This window comes from Rhizobium sp. SRDI969 (assembly GCF_025152725.1).
Classification (GTDB): domain Bacteria; phylum Pseudomonadota; class Alphaproteobacteria; order Rhizobiales; family Rhizobiaceae; genus Rhizobium; species Rhizobium leguminosarum_I.
Genome location: NZ_CP104035.1, coordinates 1836234 through 1854981, shown reverse-complemented (window position 1 = coordinate 1854981; position 18748 = coordinate 1836234). Strand labels below are relative to the sequence as shown.

General features: G+C 61.4%; 14 protein-coding genes. 7 read left to right on the top strand and 7 right to left on the bottom strand.

Going from position 1 to position 18748, the window contains the following annotated elements; translation table 11 throughout:
- Position 1 precedes the first annotated feature (1 nt).
- Positions 2-1438 (bottom strand): siroheme synthase CysG, encoded by a 1437-nt coding sequence (cysG, locus tag N2A41_RS09365; protein ID WP_260111121.1) that lies wholly within the window; start codon positions 1436-1438, stop codon positions 2-4.
- A gap of 269 nt (positions 1439-1707) precedes the next feature.
- Between cysG and N2A41_RS09360 the strand changes: the two genes are divergently transcribed.
- Both N2A41_RS09360 and mazG read left to right on the top strand, forming a co-directional pair.
- Positions 1708-2295, top strand: a complete 588-nt coding sequence (locus tag N2A41_RS09360; RefSeq protein ID WP_222383901.1) for a deaminase — start codon at positions 1708-1710, stop codon at positions 2293-2295.
- A gap of 66 nt (positions 2296-2361) precedes the next feature.
- Complete coding sequence (gene mazG / locus N2A41_RS09355) at positions 2362-3201, top strand: nucleoside triphosphate pyrophosphohydrolase (RefSeq protein WP_222383900.1); 840 nt, start codon at positions 2362-2364, stop codon at positions 3199-3201.
- A 364-nt stretch (positions 3202-3565) separates the two neighbouring features.
- On the opposite strand, the gene N2A41_RS09350 is transcribed toward mazG, so the two are convergent.
- The 6 genes from N2A41_RS09350 to N2A41_RS09325 form a co-directional block, all read right to left on the bottom strand.
- Positions 3566-4645, bottom strand: a complete 1080-nt coding sequence (locus N2A41_RS09350; RefSeq protein WP_260110784.1) for an IS4 family transposase — start codon at positions 4643-4645, stop codon at positions 3566-3568.
- A gap of 163 nt (positions 4646-4808) precedes the next feature.
- Positions 4809-6134 carry a GTPase HflX gene (hflX, locus tag N2A41_RS09345; RefSeq protein ID WP_260110783.1) on the bottom strand — a complete coding sequence of 442 codons (1326 nt, stop codon included), beginning with the start codon at positions 6132-6134 and terminating at the stop codon, positions 4809-4811.
- Between the two features lie 77 nt (positions 6135-6211).
- Positions 6212-6454, bottom strand: coding sequence for an RNA chaperone Hfq (gene hfq, locus N2A41_RS09340; RefSeq protein ID WP_003539403.1), 243 nt, complete (start codon positions 6452-6454; stop codon positions 6212-6214).
- Positions 6455-6566: 112 nt separating this feature from the next.
- Positions 6567-7430, bottom strand: a complete 864-nt coding sequence (locus N2A41_RS09335; protein ID WP_260110782.1) for a D-amino-acid transaminase — start codon at positions 7428-7430, stop codon at positions 6567-6569.
- A 63-nt stretch (positions 7431-7493) separates the two neighbouring features.
- Positions 7494-8858: a nitrogen assimilation response regulator NtrX gene (gene ntrX / locus N2A41_RS09330; protein ID WP_018484750.1), complete on the bottom strand. Its 1365-nt coding sequence runs from the start codon at positions 8856-8858 to the stop codon at positions 7494-7496.
- A complete protein-coding gene (locus tag N2A41_RS09325; RefSeq protein WP_260110781.1) occupies positions 8848-11118 on the bottom strand; it encodes a sensor histidine kinase NtrY-like in 2271 nt (756 codons plus the stop codon). The genes ntrX and N2A41_RS09325 overlap by 11 nt, the downstream gene beginning before the upstream one ends.
- A 945-nt stretch (positions 11119-12063) precedes the next feature.
- Between N2A41_RS09325 and N2A41_RS09320 the strand changes: the two genes are divergently transcribed.
- The 5 genes from N2A41_RS09320 (at position 12064) to N2A41_RS09300 (ending at position 18739) form a co-directional block, all read left to right on the top strand.
- Positions 12064-13017, top strand: coding sequence for a formylglycine-generating enzyme family protein (locus N2A41_RS09320; protein ID WP_260110780.1), 954 nt, complete (start codon positions 12064-12066; stop codon positions 13015-13017).
- 240 nt (positions 13018-13257) lie between these two features.
- Positions 13258-13434 (top strand): hypothetical protein, encoded by a 177-nt coding sequence (locus tag N2A41_RS09315; protein WP_222383994.1) that lies wholly within the window; start codon positions 13258-13260, stop codon positions 13432-13434.
- 300 nt (positions 13435-13734) lie between these two features.
- On the top strand, positions 13735-16161 hold the full coding sequence (locus tag N2A41_RS09310) for an arylsulfatase (RefSeq protein WP_260110779.1): 2427 nt from the start codon (positions 13735-13737) through the stop codon (positions 16159-16161).
- 86 nt (positions 16162-16247) lie between these two features.
- Positions 16248-16637: a hypothetical protein gene (locus N2A41_RS09305; RefSeq protein ID WP_260058405.1), complete on the top strand. Its 390-nt coding sequence runs from the start codon at positions 16248-16250 to the stop codon at positions 16635-16637.
- 263 nt (positions 16638-16900) lie between these two features.
- Positions 16901-18739 carry an adenylate cyclase gene (locus tag N2A41_RS09300; protein ID WP_260110778.1) on the top strand — a complete coding sequence of 613 codons (1839 nt, stop codon included), beginning with the start codon at positions 16901-16903 and terminating at the stop codon, positions 18737-18739.
- Positions 18740-18748: the final 9 nt, after the last annotated feature.

Sequence of the window (18748 nt, the reverse complement as noted above, 5' to 3'; positions counted from 1 at the left end):
TTCAGCTCCTTGCAAGTTCCTCGAGCCGGGCGTTTGCGCGCACCAGGGGCTCGGACAGTTCGAAATTGGCGCCGGCGACCGCATCGCCGATGATGACCATGACAGGCCCGGTCAATTCGTCGCGGTGCTGCAGATCGGGCAGATCGGCAAGCGTGCCATGCAGCAGGCGGCGCTCAGCGCGGCTGGCATTTTCGATGACGGCGACGGTGGTCTCAGGCGGAATGCCCGCCTGCATCAGCCGCTCGGCGACGGAGGCGGCAACCGTGCGGCCCATATAGACGGCGATCGTGGCGCCGGAAACGGCAAGGCTTGCCCAATCGGGCAGCACGTCGCCGGTGAGATCATGGCCTGTCGTGAACACCAGCGACGAGGCGACGCCGCGCAGCGTCAGCGGCAGCTCGAAATCGGCAGCGGCGGCGAAAGCCGAGGTGATGCCGGGCACGACCTCATAGGTGACGCCGGCAGCGCGCAGTGCCGCCATCTCTTCCCCTGCCCGGCCATAGACCAGCGGATCGCCGGATTTCAGGCGGACGACACGCTTGCCCTGGCGGCCGAGATCGACCAGCAGTTCGTTGATCTCTTCCTGGGATTTCGAATGGCAGCCCTTGCGTTTGCCGACGGAAAGCCGCTCGGCATCGCGGCGGCCCATATCGACGATCGCCTGCGGCACGAGCGCGTCATAGACGATGACGTCGGCTTCCATCATCACGCGCTGGGCGCGCAACGTCAGCAGATCCTCGGCACCCGGACCGGCGCCGACCAGCCAGACGTGGCCGGCGACCTTGTCCATCGCGTGCAGCAGCCGATCGGCGGCTTGGCGAGCCTGCGGCAGGTTGCCGTTGGCGACCGCACCGGCAACGGCACCGGAGAAGAAGCGGCGCCAGAAGACCCGGCGGGAGACGCCGCGCGGAATCAGTTGTTCGACGGCCTTGCGGTAGCTCGTCGCCAGCCCGGCAAGGCGGCCGAGCGAGGGCGAAAGAAGCTGATCGATCTGCGCGCGGATCATCTGCGCCAGAACCGGCCCTGCCCCTTCGGTGCCGATCGCAACGGCGACGGGCGCGCGGTTGACCAGCGCCGGCGTAAAGAAATCGCAGTAATCGGGCTGATCGACGGCATTGGCCGGAATTCTGGCCGCACGGGCGGCATCGACGATGCTGCGGTCGTCGGCTTCATTGTCGGTTGCGGCGAAGACGAGCGCCGAACCCTCGACCTGTTCGGCTGAGAAGGCAGCGCGCACGGTCTCGATCCGGCTGGCGATCAGGAAGGCGTGGTAATCGGCTTCCGGCCGATCGGCATAGGCGACAATCCGCGCCTTCGTGTTCAGCAGCAGCCGCACCTTGGCGAACGCTTCGTCGCCATTGCCGAAGACAGCCGTCTTCTGGCCTTCCACGCGAAAGAAGGCGGGAAATACCGAAAGCTGTTCTGTCTTGGAAGGCATCATCAATCCACTTCGAGGTTGCCGGAATATGCCCTTGATCGACAAGGGATTGAAGGAACAGAAATTCGAAAGCCCAGGCAAGCGGGTATTCTTTTGCTCGTGCCGTCAGTGATTTGAGAAAAGTCACCCGTGCTGCCAAAAAGCCGCATATTTCTCAGCCCGCTTGGGGCAGCGCAGTATAAAGCCTGTGGCAAAAGACGTCCACCGGCGCCTGACGCATTTCATCCGCGCCGCCAAGGCGATAGACTGAAGAAAACTGGAGGGCCGTCATGCCTGATAAGACTATTGCCTCCCGCCTGCTTTCGGTCCTGGAGGAGGATATCCTGCCGCTGACGGAGCGTGGCGTTTCGCTTGGCAACAAGGTGTTCGGTGCAGCGATCTTAAGGAAAACCGATCTTTCGCTCGTCGTCGCCGAGACCAATAACGAGCTGGAGAATCCGCTCTGGCACGGTGAGGTACATACGCTGAAGCGCTTCTACGAGCTTGGCGACAAGCCGCCGACCAAGGATCTGATCTTCCTTTCGACGCACGAACCCTGCACCATGTGCATGTCGGCGATCACCTGGGCCGGCTTCGACAATTTCTACTATTTCTTCAGCCATGAGGATTCCCGCGACGCCTTCGCCATTCCGCACGATTTGAAGATCCTGAAGGAGGTCTTCGGGCTTGAACCCGGCGGCTATCGCAGGCAAAACGCCTTCTGGAACAGCTTTGCCATCGCCGATCTCGTTGAGACTGAAGAGGCTGTGCTGCAAAAAGCACTGAAGGCGCAGACCGCCCGCATCAAGGCGCGCTACGACGCGCTGTCGACCAGCTACCAGTCGTCAAAGAGCGCCAACGACATTCCTCTGAACTGAGGGCCCCTGAACCGAGGGCCCCTGAACTGAGGGACTCTGAACTGAAGCCTGCTGAACCGAGGCAACATGGAACCTTCCAAAGACATTTCGCGGCTGATCGAGATCATGGCGGCGCTGCGCCATCCCGAAACCGGCTGCCCCTGGGACATCGTGCAGAGTTTCGAGACGATCAAGCCCTATACGATCGAGGAGGCCTATGAGGTCTCCGACGCGATCGAGCGCGGCGATATGGACGATCTCTGCGACGAGTTGGGCGACCTGCTGCTGCAGGTGGTCTTCCACGCCCGCATAGCCGAGGAGGCCGGCGAATTTTCCTTCGGCGACGTGGTCAACGCCATCACTGCCAAAATGATCCGCCGCCACCCGCACGTCTTTGCCCGCTCGGCGGCAGATACGCCGGACGCGGTGAAGAGACAATGGGACGAGATCAAGCAGGCGGAAAAACGCGAGCGCACTGAGCGGCGGTCACGGCGCGGCATTACCGAGGACTTCAACAGCGGCTTTCTCGGCTCCGTGCAGCGCAGCTTCCCAGCCTTGACGGAAGCGCTGAAGCTGCAGGAACGCGCCGCAAAGGTCGGCTTCGATTGGTCATCGCCGGAGCCGATCCTCGACAAGATCGAGGAGGAGGTCGGCGAATTGCGGGCAGCCCTTCGCGAAGGCGATCAGGCAAAGGTCAGCGACGAACTCGGCGACCTGATCTTCGCGGTTGTCAATATCGGCCGGCATGTCAAGGCCGATCCGGAGCAGGCCGTGCGCGGAACGAATACGAAATTCCGGCGTCGTTTCAGCCATATAGAACATGTTCTTGAAGCAGAAGGTGAGACGCTGGAAGCGGCGACGCTGGAGCGGATGGAGGAAATCTGGCAGGCGGCGAAGGCGATTGAAAGAGCGATCGTGGCGGAGTGAGTTATCGCCGGCGATTTCTATTGATCGCCGAAGCCAGCCCCTCATCCGGCTGCCGCCACCTTCTCCCCGTAAACGGGGCGAAGGGACCATGTCGCAACCTCTCCGTTCCCCGCAACCTGTCGTATGGCACGTCCCCTCGCCCCGTTTACGGGGAGAGGGCTAGGGTCATATGCGCTAGGTTAAGCGGGCGCGGAGATGATCGCATTGTTTTCGGCGTCGTCGCGGCGGCTCGCAGAGGTGGCGACGACTTCGCGAGACGAGATTACAGACGGCCTGCCACAGAAGTGGTCCGCGGATGGCGGCGCAAATGCTGGTCAGGGCTAACTTCATGAGACGCCAGCGCGAAGGACTTGCCAATGGGGGGCTAGCCAGCGGGGTTGCCGCATCCAGAGGGGGGAGAGTCCGGGACTTGCCCGGCAATCTGTTCGGCGATGATGGCGACGATCAGCCTGGCGTAGAGCCATGCCCGGGCCAGTTCCGGCTTCTTGGCCGGCAAGCTGTCGAGGCCGGCCAGGCTCTTGAACCGTTTGAACGCCAGCTCGATTTGCCAGCGGAAGCGATAGAGGGTGAGGATATCGGCCGGCGGGAAGGTGGCGGCCGGCAGCGAAGTTAGCAGCAGAATATACTTCGCCGCCTCGAGACTGCGCGGATCGGGTTGTTTGCCGCGCTTGCGGGCATCCTTGAGCAGACGCTCCTGCTCGGCTTGGGCCTGTTGCGGATCCTTGCGCCGGACAATGAGGCGCAGGACCAGCGGCGGCGTTGGCGGCGTCCCCGTCATGCCTTCGTGGACACGAACCTGCAGTTCGCCTTCCTGCTCTTGCTGAGCGGCGAGCGCGGCAAACAGATCAAAGGGCTCGCCATTCGTCTGCAACAGGCGCAACGAGTTCCAGCCGGTCCGCACGATGAAGTCTGCACCGGCATCGATCACCGGCCGCAGGTCGCGCGGTCTTGCATAGTAGCGATCGGCCAGCACGATATCACGGGGTGCATAAGTAAGGCGCTGAAGGTTCTCGGCACCATGGATGTCGGTCAACTCAAGCTGATCGACCTGAGCCGTTGCCAAGTCGTAGCCGACATGCAACCGCCATGTCGTGCGGTCAGCGCCCGGATGGCAGATCGACGTTCCATCGAGCACACGCAAGCGATAGCCCGCAAAGCGCCCCGCCGGTACTTTGGCCTGTTCGGCAATCAGCGCGGCCACGATGTCGCCAAGCCAAGGCGCCACTTTGCACAGCCGCTCGAGCAGCGATGGGTCTGACAAACGGGCGATCCCGCCCGCTTCGGCCCATGCACAGGTCTCGCGCAACGACATGCCAAGGCCGCCATAGGCAAGTGCCAGCCGCAACAGCGTCTCAGCGTTCTTGATTTCGCGCACCCGCGTGAAGGCACCGCGCAACCGCGCCGTTGCTTCCAGGTCAAAACCCGCCGGAAGCCGCGCGCGCACTTCCGGCCAATGATCCAAAATCTGAGGACGAATCTTCATCCAAAGCTTGAATCACAACCAGATTCCTTATGTCCAGCGCTAAACCTAGCGCATATGAGGGTTAGGGTGAGGGGCAGCCATTAGCGCGAACCCGACAGCAGTGGCACTGCGCCAGGCGCGCGCCTTACCGCTCCCAATCTTTCTTTGAAGACTTCGGGCCGTTGCCGATGCGGCGTTCGAGTTCGGTGGCTTCGGTTTCGGACAGGCGCAGATCGAGCGTGATCGAGCCGTCTTCATTATCCTCGCGGCCGTCAACGATCGCATGGTCGTAAAGCCAGGGCAGCAGTGTCAGCTTGTCGACCGGAAGGCGGATCGTCGCTACGGTCATCACGCCGGACAGTCTGCGGCTGATCTCTTCCATCAGCGTGTCGACGCCCTCGCCGCTGACGGCCGAAACCGCGACCACGTTGCTGGCGCTGGCCGATTTCTGCACCATGGTGTCGTGCACCTCGGGTTCCAGCCGGTCGATCTTGTTCCAGACTTCGATCAGACGCTTTTCGGCTTCGGCCTCGTCGATGCCGAGGTCGTTCAGGATGCGCATCACGTCGGAGCTCTGCGCCTGGTTGTCGGCATCGGACATGTCGCGGACATGCAGGATGAGATCGGCTTCCAGCACCTCTTCCAGCGTCGCCCGGAAGGCGGCGACCAGATGGGTCGGCAGGTCGGAGATGAAGCCGACGGTGTCGGACAGGATGACGGTGCGGCCGTGCGGCAGCTTCATGCGCCGAAGGGTCGGGTCGAGCGTGGCAAAGAGCATGTCTTCGGCCAGCACGCCGGCGCCGGTGATACGGTTGAACAACGTCGATTTGCCGGCATTGGTATAGCCGACCAGCGCCACGATCGGGTGCGGCACCTTGCGGCGCTTGGCGCGGTGGAGCTGGCGGGTGCGCACGACCTGCTCCAGCTCGCGCTCGAGCTTGATGATGCGGTCCTGCAGCATCCGCCGGTCGGCTTCGATCTGGGTTTCGCCCGGGCCGCCCATGAAGCCGCCGCCGCCGCGCTGGCGTTCAAGGTGAGTCCAGCTTCGGACGAGGCGGCCCTTCTGATAATTCAGATGGGCGAGGTCGACCTGCAGCGTCCCTTCCTTGGTGGAGGCGCGGCGGCCGAAGATTTCGAGGATAAGGCCCGTCCGGTCGATGACCTTGGCGTTCCATTCCTTTTCGAGGTTGCGCTGCTGCACCGGCGTCAACGGATGATCGACGATGACGAGACCGGAATCGCGCTCGTCGAGCAGCGCTTTGATCTCCTCGATCTTGCCGGTGCCGAGCAGTGTGGCCGGTCTCGGATCGTTGACCGGGACGATCGAGGCGTTGACGACATCGAGGTCGATCGCCTGGGCAAGGCCCGTCGCCTCTTCGAGCCGGCTTTCCGGCGTGCGGGTCGATGCCGATTCGCTCTGGCCGCCGCGACTGCGCGATTTCAGAACCGGCACGACGACAGTCGCGCGCATATCGTCCCTGTGCTTGGCGGCCTCAGGGATGATCGAATCGTTCTTGGTATCGCGTGTCGAAATGACGGCTGATCCTGTTAGGACGCGGCTTCTTCGCTCTCGAACATCTGCATGGGCTGGCCCGGCATGATCGTCGATATCGCATGCTTATACACGAGCTGCGAGTGGCCGTCACGGCGAAGAAGAACACAGAAATTGTCAAAAGACGTAACAACGCCCGTGAGTTTCACGCCGTTGATCAGAAAGATTGTCAGGGAAATCTTTTGCTTGCGAACAGTATTGAGAAATAAGTCCTGAAGATTCTGAGAACGTTCCGCCATCGCGCCGCTTCTTTCTTTATTGCCGACCTGATCTGGCCGGTAGAATATCAATCAACCTCACCATGCGAAGACCGGCGGCATCCTCATTCCACCTGTCCAGCAAATCTTGGTATCAAATCGCAATCTTTTCCGCAACGTCGAAAAAGGCTTCGCGGACTTTCTGCGAAACGCTGCCCGGATGACCGTTGGCAATGGCCTGGCCATCGACGGAAACGACCGGAAAACAAATGCTTGTGGCTGCAGTGAGGAAGACCTCGCGGGCTGAGAGCATCTCCGAAACGGAGAAGTTCCGCTCGGCGATCGTCAACCCCAGCTTGGCTGCGACATCCATCAGAGTGGTGCGGGTAATGCCGCGCAGAATGCCGTGTTCGGCCGGTCGCGTGACCAGCGTTCCGCCCTGATCGACGATCCAGACATTGGTCGCCGCCCCTTCCTTCACCATACCGTCGCCATCGACATAGATCGCTTCCTGGGCGCCGGCCTCCTTGGCCTGCTGGCGGGCCATGGCATTCGGCAGCAAGCCGACGGACTTGATGTCGACGCGCTCCCAGCGGTTGTCGAGAAGGGTGATCGCCTTGATGCCGTTGGCGTTCTTGGCGGCGATGATCCTGGCATCGGTGCTCTTGGCGGTGATGACAAGCGATGGCGGCGTTCCCTCGACCGGGAAGACATGATCGCGGCGGGCGACGCCGCGCGTCACCTGCATGTAGAAAAGCCCGTTGCGGACATGGTTGCGGCGCAGCGTCTCGCGGATGACCTGCGTCAGCGCCGCCCGGCCCATCGGCCAGGCGATGCGCAACTCACCGAGTGAACGGTCGAGACGGTTCAGATGGCGTGTGAGATCGACGATATAGCCATGGCGCACTTCGCAGACCTCGTAGACGCCATCGGCGAACTGGTAGCCGCGATCCTCGATATGCACGCTGGCATCGGAATGCTTGACGTAACGGCCATTCACATAGGCAATTCTCGGCATGGGAAACCTGGTCTTCCGGAAAGCAATATGGGCGCGGCGCAGCGTCGGCCGCGCCGGAAACGATCAGACGCCGAGCGACTTCAGCTTGCGGTGCAGCGCCGAACGCTCCATGCCGACGAATTCCGCGGTGCGCGAGATATTGCCGCCGAAGCGGTTGATCTGGGCGATCAGGTAATCCTTCTCGAACATCTCGCGAGCTTCGCGCAGCGGCAGCGTCATAATGTGATAGTCGTTCTTAGCGGAAACCTTCGGCAGCATGTCGCCGAGATCGGTCGGCAGCATGTCGGCGGTGATCGGCGCATCCGGGCCGTCGGTGCGGGCAAGGATCATCAGCCGCTCGATGTTGTTGCGCAGCTGGCGGATGTTGCCGGGCCAATCATGCGCCTGCAGCACCGCCATAGCGTCGTCCCCGATGCGGCGTGGACGGATGCCGGCCTGCTCGGATATCTGGCGCATCAGCTGGTCGACGAGGAAGGGAATGTCCTCGCGTCGCTCGGCAAGGGCCGGCACACGCACCGGCACGACGGCGAGGCGATGATAGAGATCCTCGCGGAACCATCCTTCAGCGATGCGGCTCTCAAGATTATAGGCGGTCGAGGAGATGATGCGGACATCGACCTTGACGCGCTTGGAACCACCAACCCGCTCGAACTGCTGATCGACCAGCACGCGCAGGATCTTGTTCTGCGTCTCGCGCGGCATTTCGCCGACTTCGTCGAGATAGAGGATGCCGCGATGGGCTTCCTCGAGCGCGCCGATCTTGCGTGCCTGGCCGGGTGTGCCCTCGGTGCCGAAGAGCGCCACCTCCATGCGGTCGGGCGTGATGTTGGCGGCGTTGATCGCAACGAAGGGGCCGTTGGCGCGTGCCGACTTCTTGTGGATCATCCGTGCCACCAGTTCCTTGCCGGAGCCCGAGGCGCCGAGGATCATGATGCGGCTGTTGGTCGGCGAAACCTTCTCGATCGTCTGGCGCAGCTGCGAAACGGCGACCGAGGTACCGATCAGCTCCAGCGCATCACCGGTGCGGCGCTTCAGGTCGGAAACCTCGCGCTTCAATTTGGAATTCTCCAGCGCCCGTTCGGCGATCAGGATCAGCCGGTCGGCCTTGAAGGGCTTCTCGATGAAATCGAAGGCGCCGCGCTTGATCGCCGAGACAGCGGTCTCGATGTTGCCATGGCCTGATATCATCACGACGGGCAGTTCCGGATGGCGGGTCTTGATCTCGTCGAGCAGCGACAGGCCATCGAGCTTGCTGCCCTGCATCCAGATATCGAGGAAGATCAGCCGCGGCACCCGATCGGAAATCGCCGCCAGCGCGCTGTCGCTGTCATGGGCCGTGCGCGTCTCGTGTCCCTCGTCGGAGAGAATCCCGGAAACGATCTCGCGAATATCGTGCTCATCGTCGACGACGAGAATGTCAGAGGCCATAAACGCTTTCCTTGTCATTGGCTGCGGGAGCAGCAGGCGTCGGATCCAGGCGTGGCAGATGCACGCGGATCATGGCCCCTCTTCCCCGGTCAAAATCGGCGGGCGCATCATGCAGCTCCAGCTGCCCGCCATGTTCCTCGATGATCTTCTTGACGATGGCGAGGCCGAGGCCAGTGCCCTTCTCACGCATCGTCATATAGGGTTCCAGAATGCTGTGGCGGTTCTCCACCGGTAGGCCGCGGCCATTGTCGATCACGTCGACGGTGAAGCGGTCACGGCCGGTATCAAGGGCGGCGCGGACGAGAACCTTGCGTTCGTCCCGCTCGTCGCTCGGAACGGCCTCGATCGATTCGACGGCATTCTTGATGAGATTTCCGAAAGCCTGGCCGAGCATGCGGCTGTCGAACAGGCCCTCCAGCGGCTGGTCGCCGAAATCCTGCTCGAAGGTGACGTGATGGTTGCCCATCTCACGCAGGAAGATCGCGTCGCGCAGGATATCGCGCAGGTCGCTCGGCTCCTTGGTCGGCTTCGGCATACGGGCAAAGGCGGAGAATTCGTCGACCATGCGGCCGATATCGCCGACTTGGCGGATGATCGTATCCGTGCACTGGTCGAAGACGGTTCGGTCGTCCTGGTCGATCTGCTTGCCGTAGCGGCGCTGGATGCGCTCGGCGGACAGCTGGATCGGCGTCAACGGGTTTTTGATCTCATGGGCGATGCGCCTGGCCACGTCGCCCCAGGCGGTCGAGCGCTGGGCGATGACGAGATCGGTGATGTCGTCGAGCGTGATCACGTAGGATTCGCTCATGTCGCGCACTTCCTCGCGGGTGACCTGCACGCTCAGCGTCCTGACAGTGCCGCCGCGGACCAGCGCGATCTGCTTGCGGAAATCGCCGCGATGACGCACCGCCGCCTCGGTCAGCACGTGATCGACCTCCGGCGCGATGTCGACCAACTGCTTTCCGAGCATCTCGTCGGCCGATAGCGACATCAGCGTCTCGGCCGAACTGTTGACGATGGCGATGCGGCGGTCCTGCTCGACGCCGATGACGGCGGCAGTGACACCCGAAAGCACCGCCTCGATGAAGCGGCGGCGGTCGTCGACCTCGTCCTTGGCCTCGAGGATCTCGTCGCGCTGGGTGCGGATTTCCGAGATCATCTTGTTGAAGGTGCGCGAGAGATTGGCGACGTCGCCGTCGACGGCATGCACCGGCACGACGATGTCCATATTGCCCGATGCCACGCTGTCGGCCGCCGTGATCAGCAGGCGGATCGGCCGGACGATGCGGTCGGCGACGGCGATTGCGGTCCAGATCGCCGCCAGCAGTACGATCAGCGCGAAGCCGATATAGAGCACGGCAAAGGCGATCTGCAGCGAGAAGCGGTTGGCCTCCATCGAGCGGTATTCGGTGGCGTTCTCCTCCATCATGCGCATGGCGCCCATGACCTTGGGATCGACGGCGCGCACCGTATAGAGAAAGGTGCCCTGGATGGCATCGAGCTTGATGATGGCGCCGACGAGATTGGTGACGCCGGGCGGGATCAGTGTCGGCTGGCCGGCAGCCGCCTTCTCCAGCGCATCCTGTGGAATGGCCGGCAGCGGCTTTTCAGTGGCGATATCGGCCTGGACGATCACTGAGCCGTCGCGCTCGACGAGGAAGGCGCCGAGCAGGCCGCGGCCCCTCGCCTGGCGGGTCATCAGGTCGGCAAAACCCGTCCTGTCGAGGCTGTAGAGCGCGCGGTTGCGCTCCAGGTCGTTGGCCATGGAGACCGTCTGCCCCTGCAGATAGCTGGCATTCTCCATCATGTAGGCCTGGCCGATATTGCGCGACGAACTGACGATCGACTGGGTGCGCAGGGCAAACCAGCGGTCAAGGCCGGCATTCAGCGTGATGCTGGCGAAGATGGCGACGAGGATCGCCGGCGTGATCGCCACGATCGAAAAAAGCACGACGATGCGGATATGCAGGCGGGCTGCCGCACGGCCGCGGGTGCGCGCCTTGAGCAGCCTTGCCACCTCGCGAGCGATCAAGGCGAGCAGCGTCAGGACAAAGAAGGAATTGACGATCACCGAGGTGATGACGACATGCGACGTCGGGGCGATCGGCGTCAGGCCGAGCAGCACGAAAAGCGTGGCCGTGGCGCAGAGAAGCGCGCCGCCGGCGAGCACGAGGCCGGGCACGGCAAAAAGGGCGCGGCGGTCGGTCACTGTCGTCACCGTCTCGCCCGCCGCCGCCAGCGATACCCCATCCTGCGTCATTCGGCCTCTCTTCAGACGGCACCTGCCGCCCTCGCCATCCGATCGAAACCAAGGAAACGCCGGCTTAAAGAAGCCAGCGTTGCAAGGACTCGATCGGGAGCGAATGTCTAAACCCTTGCGTGACCTTTAAGCAACGCATTGTGGCGAAAATGCAACGCATCTCGGACATTGTCAAGCTGCGCTGACCTCGTCCGCCACAATGAGCGCCTTCAGTTCGAAGGCCGGTTCGGCAAGCCCTTGGTCCGGCGATGAAGCTGGCAGGATCGGCTGTTCATCGCACTCCCGGAACGCCCGCAACGCAGACTATTTTGGGCTGCCTTCCGGGCGAGTGGTGCAACATCTAGCCGTCGCCTCCAAGCAGACGTCAATACCGCGCGTCGATTTCGTCGCGCTCCGATCGTAAGTCGCGGTCGTGGGCGCTTTGGGGGTGATCTTCGGGCGAATTTGGCGCTAGAAAGGATAACGCCCTGCCCTTAAGCTTTGAGTCCGATGCCCATCCTCTATCGCAATTCCAAGCTTCTTCGGCGTTCCCGCGGCGGGTATTTCATTTGGCAGACGCCGGCTTGTTCCTGATCGGGGGGCGAGCTTGGCAGTGCAAAGCTCAACGCTGCAATCGACTGCTGGATACGGTCCGATGAGGTTCTCGAATTCTCTGGGATATCCGCCTCTCGGCTTGCCTGGACGCATACATAAGACATGCGAATATAAGGAGAGCAGGTATCTTACTGCAACCTATGGGCAAAACCGCCCATAGCGTGAAAGGCGACATCCGTGCTGACGCGATATCATCTCCGCGACTTCTATTTCGCTCGATAGAATTCGGCGGGGTCGCGTATTTTACTGTAACCTACTTCAAGAACGCGGCTCTGAGGGATAGTCATCTTGATGGAAGATCGGGAACATGCACTGTTGGATAAACAGCGATAAGCTGCGAGGGTGATGAAAATGATGCCTGGCCGGCGCGCGGTGGACGACGCGGGATTTCAGGGTCTGGTCCGGGTAGCCGGCCGTACCTTCACCATGGGATCGAACGAGCATTATGTGGAGGAGGCCCCTGCCCATCCGGTGACGGTCGACGGCTTCTGGATCGACGCCACCCCTGTCACCAACCGACAGTTCGCCTCATTCGTCAACGCCACCGGATATATAACCGTCGCCGAAAGGGCTCCCCGTGCCGAGGACTATCCCGGAGCGCTTCCCAAAATGCTGCGAGCCGGATCTCTGGTGTTCACGCCGCCGAAAGCCGTCGTCGGCCCCGACATTACCCAGTGGTGGTCGTTCAAGTTCGGCGCGGACTGGCGACACCCTTACGGCGGTCGCACCGACATCCGCGGTAAGCTCGATCATCCCGTCGTTCATATCGCCCATAGCGACGCCAAGGCCTATGCTGCTTGGGCGGGAAAAGATCTGCCGACCGAGGCAGAGTGGGAGCTGGCTGCGCGCGGCGGCCTTGATGAAGCGGAATTTGCCTGGGGCGACGCGTTGCACCCGGAAGGAAAGCTCATGGCCAATATCTGGCAGGGTACCTTCCCTACGCTGAGCACAAAGCCAGCCAGTGCGGACAGAACGTCGCCGGTCGGATCCTTTCCATCAAACGGCTACGGCATCTTTGACATGATCGGCAATGTCTGGGAATGGACCTCCGACTTCTGGTCGACACGCCATCCCGAGCCTGCCAGCCATTCATGCTGCATCCCCAGCAATCCCCGCGGAGGCGACGCCGACGCCAGCTACGATCCGCGGCTGCCTGACATCAGGATCCCGCGGCGCGTCCTCAAGGGCGGGTCCCACCTTTGCGCGCCGAACTACTGCAGGCGCTATCGTCCGGCCGCCAGACATGCCGAGCCTGAGGACACGTCCACAAGTCATGTCGGCTTCAGATGTGTCAAGCGCGCGTGAGGCGGCGTCATGGCCACATGTCGCGTCGGCGGAATAAGCCACCGGTGGTGACAAGACCTTTCATGACGTGTCCTTCGTGATCCGCAGGTTATGGGCGTACTCCCGTGGATTGCGGTTTCCGATTTCGTTCCCGTTCCTTACTGTAAACTACGTTGCTTCCACCCTATTCCGGATCATAATGCACAACTTATAATCCGATGCGGCAGCCGCACCTGCAGAGGCCGCCTGGAGGTAGGATGGATGGATTACGACACACGGTTCGCCAAGCGCGTCTTTCCAGCCAGCGCCAAAACCATCGATTCACTCGCCGCCCGTGACGATAACTTCCGCGAACTCTGTGCCGACAATAGTCCACGCGTGAGCCTGTGCTTCGTCCAAGCCCTGGTCGAGCTGGCCGATGCTGAACTTCCTTCATAAGCAAATTCGCGCTCGGCTTCGGTGTGACCAGCGCCCGTCCGCAACAATATTCGCTCGAAGAGAGGTTTGCCCGTATCATACGGTAGTATCTGTCAATCCGGCGCAGCTGCAGCGGGACGATCACTCCTTCGGCCGTTGCCCGGAAATAAGGTCCGCAACGTGTTCTCGAGTGTGACTGTCGGAGCGAACGCGGATCAACAGTGCATACTGTATGTTACTGGCGCGCTCGCGGTACTCGCCATACCCTCCCCGAATAAAACGGTCCACATCACGCGGGATCGATTGCCGGGGGGAATCGAGATGAAAAGCAGTATCCTGACTTTGGCTGCCCTATTAGGCGGCACTGCGCTTACATTTTTTTCCATTGGCGGGACGAGTGCGTCAGCTCAAGTCATCAATGGAACACCCGGCACGCCGAGTGCGACGATCACAATCGACGGCCGACAGATCCCGCCGCCGCCAGGGCAGTTTGGCGGCACGACAAATCTCGACGCGCTTCAGTCGACGCCATACTGGCAGCCGCAAGTTGTGCCGCCCAAGGGTGCGCCAAACGTCTTGCTGATCTTGACCGATGACGTCGGATTTGCGGCCCCGAGCACGTTCGGCGGGGTCATTCCGACGCCAACGCTCGACCGGATTGCCAACATAGGCCTGCGCTACACGAACTTCCAAACGACATCGCTGTGTTCCCCGACACGCGCCGCTCTGATCACGGGCCGCAATCATCATTCAGTCGGCTTCGGTGTGATCAGCGAGGCGTCGACCGGTTATCCGGGCTACGACAGCGTCATTACCGCGGACAAGGATACGATCGGCACGATCCTCAAGGCGAATGGTTATGCAACATCGTGGTTCGGCAAGAATCACAACACGCCATCTTTCCAAACCAGTCAGGCCGGCCCCTTCGATCAATGGCCCATCGGAATGGGATTTGAATATTTCTATGGCTTTGTCAGCGGCGAGACCAACCAGTGGCAACCGGACCTCTACCGCAATACCACGCGTGTCTATCCCTATCTGAACAATCCTACCTACAACCTGACGACGGACATGGCGGACGACGCCATCAACTATCTCAACCAACTCAATCAGCTCGATCCCAAGAAGCCATTCTTCCTCTACTATGCACCGGGCGGGACTCATGCGCCTCATCACCCGACCCCCGAATGGATCAAGAAGATCAGCGACTTGCATCTGTTCGACAAGGGATGGAATGCGCTGCGCGAGCAAATCTTCGCCAACCAGAAGAGGCTGGGGGTTATCCCTCAGGATGCGCAACTGACAGCCTGGCCAGATAAGCTCATCAAGCCGTGGGACGTCCTTTCGGCTGATGAGAAGAAGCTCTTCATCCACCAGGCCGATGTCTACGGAGCCTACCTCGCCTATACCGACAATGAAATCGGCCGGGTCGTCAAAGCGGTCGAGGACATGGGCAAGCTCGACGACACGCTGATTATCTTTATCAGCGGCGACAATGGCGCGAGCGCGGAAGGCTCCCCGGCTGGAACGCCAAACGAGATGACTTTCTTCAACGGCGTCGACGTGCCCGTCCAGGACCAGCTCAAATTCTACGACGCCTGGGGGTCGGCGTTGACCTATCCGCACTATTCGGTCGGCTGGGCTTGGGCTTTCGATACGCCCTTCAAGTGGACCAAGCAGGTCGCTTCCTATTTTGGGGGCATTCGTAACGGTATGGCCATTGCGTGGCCAGGCCACATCAAAGATCCGGGTGGGGTGCGTAACCAGTTCCACCATGTCATCGACATCGTCCCGACGATCTTGGAAGTGACGGGCATCCGTGCTCCTGATGCAGTTAACGGGATCACCCAGACGCCGATCGAAGGCGTGAGCCTGGCCTACACATTCGACAAGGCAAACGCCGATGCGCCATCGAAACATTCGACCCAATATTTCGAGATGTTCGGCAATCGCGCGATCTATCACGATGGGTGGATCGCCTCCACGTTGCCCTATCGGGAACCTTGGAACGGAACGGCTCCGATCCCGAAAGACATCGTCAACGGCGTGACCTGGCAGCTGTTCGACCTGTCCAAGGACTGGACGCAAAACAACGATCTGGCGGCCGCCAATCCCGGCAAGCTGAAGGAGTTGCAGGATTTGTTCTGGATCGAGGCTGCGAAGTACCAGGTTCTGCCGTTGGACGCCTCGGCCTTGACGCGCTTCATTCTCCCGCGACCGAGCATCGTCGCCGGACGTAATGATTTCATCTACACGAAACCCATCGTCGGCGTGCCCCTTGGGACGGCACCGAGCATCCTCAACAAGTCCTTCACGATCACGGCCGATATCGATGTGCCCGCGGGCGGCGGCAACGGCATGCTTGTGACTGCAGGCGGGCGCTTCGGGGGATGGGGCTTCTACCTGCTCAAAGGGAAGCCAATCTTTGTCTATGACCTATTGGATCTCGCCCGGCCGAGGGTGGAGGGCGCAGCGGCATTGACGCCTGGAAAGCACAATCTCGGCTTCTCCTTCAAGTCCGATGGGCCCGGCCTCGGCAAAGGTGGCAAGGGGACAATCACGATCGACGGCGCCGAGGCGGCAAGCGGGACCTTCCCAAACACCATTCCATTTGCTCTCGAGGCGAGTGAAACCTTTGATATCGGCTCCGACACGGGAACCGGTGTCGACGATAACGACTACCAGGCACCGTTCGCCTTCGACGGCAAGCTGAGCAGCTTGAAGATAGAACTTCAGCCGCAACCTTGATGCAAGAGGTTCTGCGCAGAGCGGCCCGTCGCCAAGGCGGCCCGTGCCGAAAGGGACGTTGACCTGGGCACGGGGGGTCCTGCGCCATGAACACAGCTCACCGACACACGCTTCTGACCCTGTTCGCAATCGCCGAAGGTGCAACGGGACTGGGGCTTGTCGTGGCGCCATCGATCCTCTTCGTTCTGCTGTTTGAGGCAAGGCCGGTCGCTTCGGAGGCACCACTGATTGCGCGGATCTGCGGTGCGGCGCTGCTCGCTCTTGCCGCAGCAAGCTGGGGCGGGCGTGACGCCGAAGACAGGCGAGGCACGCTGGGACTCCTCGTCGGCGTGGCGCTCTATAATTTCCTGACCACGGCGGTCCTGACCTATTCCGCTCTCGTTCCGGAGATGATCGGCATCCTGTTGTGGCCCGCGATCCTCTATCACGCGGCGACTTCCCTGTGGTGCTTGCTCGCTATCTGGCGGGCGCGTTAGACCGAGTCGTCGTGGCCCCTTGCGTGGTCACTAACGGCTTTGGCCGCTTCGGGTCGCGGGCTGCTAAGAGGCGGCGAAGAGGCGATGTCCGCTTCCGCGGTTCACGCGCCTGGAGTCTCCTTCCCTCGATCTGCGTAGTCGTCGAACAGGCTCGATGCGCCGCCTTTGATGGACGAGGATCGGTTTCTGCGGTAGGTTACAAAAGGGATAGTTAATAAAATCTCCGGTAGTCACGTCCCTCAAGAGCGGGTGAGGAGCAAGTCGTGCAGGATTCATTGCCATCAAGGCGCGATATCGCGCCGGATTCGACGCGACCACTACCGACCCATGATGATGTTCGGGCTCAGCTTAAGCGAATCATCACCAGCCCGCAATTTCCGCATGTCGGCCGGAGTGGGGCATTTCTCATCTATGCCGTGGAGGAGACGCTTGCAGGCCGCGCAGACCGGATCAAGGGTTACTCCATCGCCGTCGAGGTCTTCAAGCGCTCAAACGGCTTCACGCAGGATGATCCGGTTGTGCGGATCGAGGCCGGAAGGCTCAGGCGGGTGCTCGAGCGCTATTATTTTACAGCAGGCCAACACGATCCGATCCGAATAGACATTCCGAAAGGCGGTTACGTGCCGACCTTTGCCTGGACTAGCCCGAGCGATGACAATCGCGATGCTGAAGACCAAGGTCTGCCGCCGGAGCGCGCCTATTCCCTTTTTCCCGGCTTAAGAGGATATAGATGGGTAGTGGTCCTTGGATTGATCGTGATCGCGGGCGGCGCTGCAGCCCTGGCTGGCTTGACCTCCATTCGATTTGGCTCGATCTGGCCGTTTGCGACCCCCCACATGACGGGATCTGACGGACCGACATTGGTGATCGCGCCATTTGCCAATCTCGGTGATGGTCCTCAGGCGGAACTCTACACGACGGGCCTGACCGAGGAACTCCTCACTGCCCTTCCCCGCTTCAAGGAGATCAAGGTCTTCGGGCGCGAGACGTCCAGATCGTTGCCGCCAGAGGTGGAGACATCGCGGATTCGCGGGGAGCTTGGCGCACGCTTCCTGCTGGCAGGCGGTGTTCGCGTCTCCGGAAGCCGAGTGCGTGTGACGGCGCGTCTGCTCGACACGCAGACCGATGAGATCCTCTGGTCGCAGACCTACGACGACGACATCGGCGTCGGCGACCTGTTCACCATCCAGTCCGACGTCGCAAACAAGGTTGCGACCGCCGTGGCGCAGCCCTATGGCATCATGGCCCAGGCCGATGTTTCCAATCCGCCGCCTGATGATCTCGGCATCTACGGCTGCACGCTTAGCTTTTATGCTTACCGTGCCGAGTTAAGCAGGGAGCGGCACGGAGAGGTTCGAAACTGCCTCGAAAGTGCTGTCGCTCGCTATCCATCCTTTGCGACCGCCTGGGCGATGTTGTCCATAATCTATCTTGACGAGGATCGTTTCAGGTTCAACCGGAAGCCCATTTCGTCCACGCCGATAGATCGCAGCTTTCAAGCCGCCCGCCGTGCCGTTCAACTGGATCCCGGCAACACCCGCGCCCTTCAGGCGCTGATGACAGCGTTGTTTTTCAGCCAGCGGGTTTCGGAGGCACTTCAGATCGGCGAACGGGCATTGGCGACCAATCCGAACGACACCGAATTGCTGGCAGAATTTGGAACCCGGCTGGCGATGAGCGGGGAATGGCAGCACGGGGCAGCGCTGCTGGATCGTGCCATTGCTCTCAACCCTGCCGGCGGCGGCTACTATCGCGGAACGCGCGCACTCGCAGCCTACATGTTGCACGACGACAAGACCGCAGTCATAGAGATCAGGCAGGCGGACCTGCAGAAGTTCCCGCTATTCCATGCGGTGGCTGCCGTCATTTACGTCGACGCCGCAATGATCGAGGACGCCCGCAGCGAGGCCGCGCGGTTCAACGAAATGAGACCCGACTTCATTCCGAACATCGTGGCCGAACTCAAGGTGCGCAATTTCCAGCCACAGGACCGGTCGCGGATGATTGCCGATCTGCAAACGGCCGGGCTGCTTGTGAGGGACGAGGTGCAGGCGACCATGTCGCTGCCGATCGACGGCTCCAAGGCCCTTCAGCCGCGGTAGAGCTACCGT

What these genes read in the sequence shown, in the direction of transcription:
- cysG (WP_260111121.1), bottom strand. Translation starts at nt 1,438, where the DNA reads ATGCCTTCCAAGACAGAACAGCTTTCGGTATTTCCCGCCTTCTTTCGC.
- N2A41_RS09360 (WP_222383901.1), top strand. Translation starts at nt 1,708, where the DNA reads ATGCCTGATAAGACTATTGCCTCCCGCCTGCTTTCGGTCCTGGAGGAG.
- mazG (WP_222383900.1), top strand. Translation starts at nt 2,362, where the DNA reads ATGGAACCTTCCAAAGACATTTCGCGGCTGATCGAGATCATGGCGGCG.
- hflX (WP_260110783.1), bottom strand. Translation starts at nt 6,134, where the DNA reads ATGCGCGCGACTGTCGTCGTGCCGGTTCTGAAATCGCGCAGTCGCGGC.
- hfq (WP_003539403.1), bottom strand. Translation starts at nt 6,454, where the DNA reads ATGGCGGAACGTTCTCAGAATCTTCAGGACTTATTTCTCAATACTGTT.
- N2A41_RS09335 (WP_260110782.1), bottom strand. Translation starts at nt 7,430, where the DNA reads ATGCCGAGAATTGCCTATGTGAATGGCCGTTACGTCAAGCATTCCGAT.
- ntrX (WP_018484750.1), bottom strand. Translation starts at nt 8,858, where the DNA reads ATGGCCTCTGACATTCTCGTCGTCGACGATGAGCACGATATTCGCGAG.
- N2A41_RS09325 (WP_260110781.1), bottom strand. Translation starts at nt 11,118, where the DNA reads ATGACGCAGGATGGGGTATCGCTGGCGGCGGCGGGCGAGACGGTGACG.
- N2A41_RS09320 (WP_260110780.1), top strand. Translation starts at nt 12,064, where the DNA reads ATGATGCCTGGCCGGCGCGCGGTGGACGACGCGGGATTTCAGGGTCTG.
- N2A41_RS09315 (WP_222383994.1), top strand. Translation starts at nt 13,258, where the DNA reads ATGGATTACGACACACGGTTCGCCAAGCGCGTCTTTCCAGCCAGCGCC.
- N2A41_RS09310 (WP_260110779.1), top strand. Translation starts at nt 13,735, where the DNA reads ATGAAAAGCAGTATCCTGACTTTGGCTGCCCTATTAGGCGGCACTGCG.
- N2A41_RS09305 (WP_260058405.1), top strand. Translation starts at nt 16,248, where the DNA reads ATGAACACAGCTCACCGACACACGCTTCTGACCCTGTTCGCAATCGCC.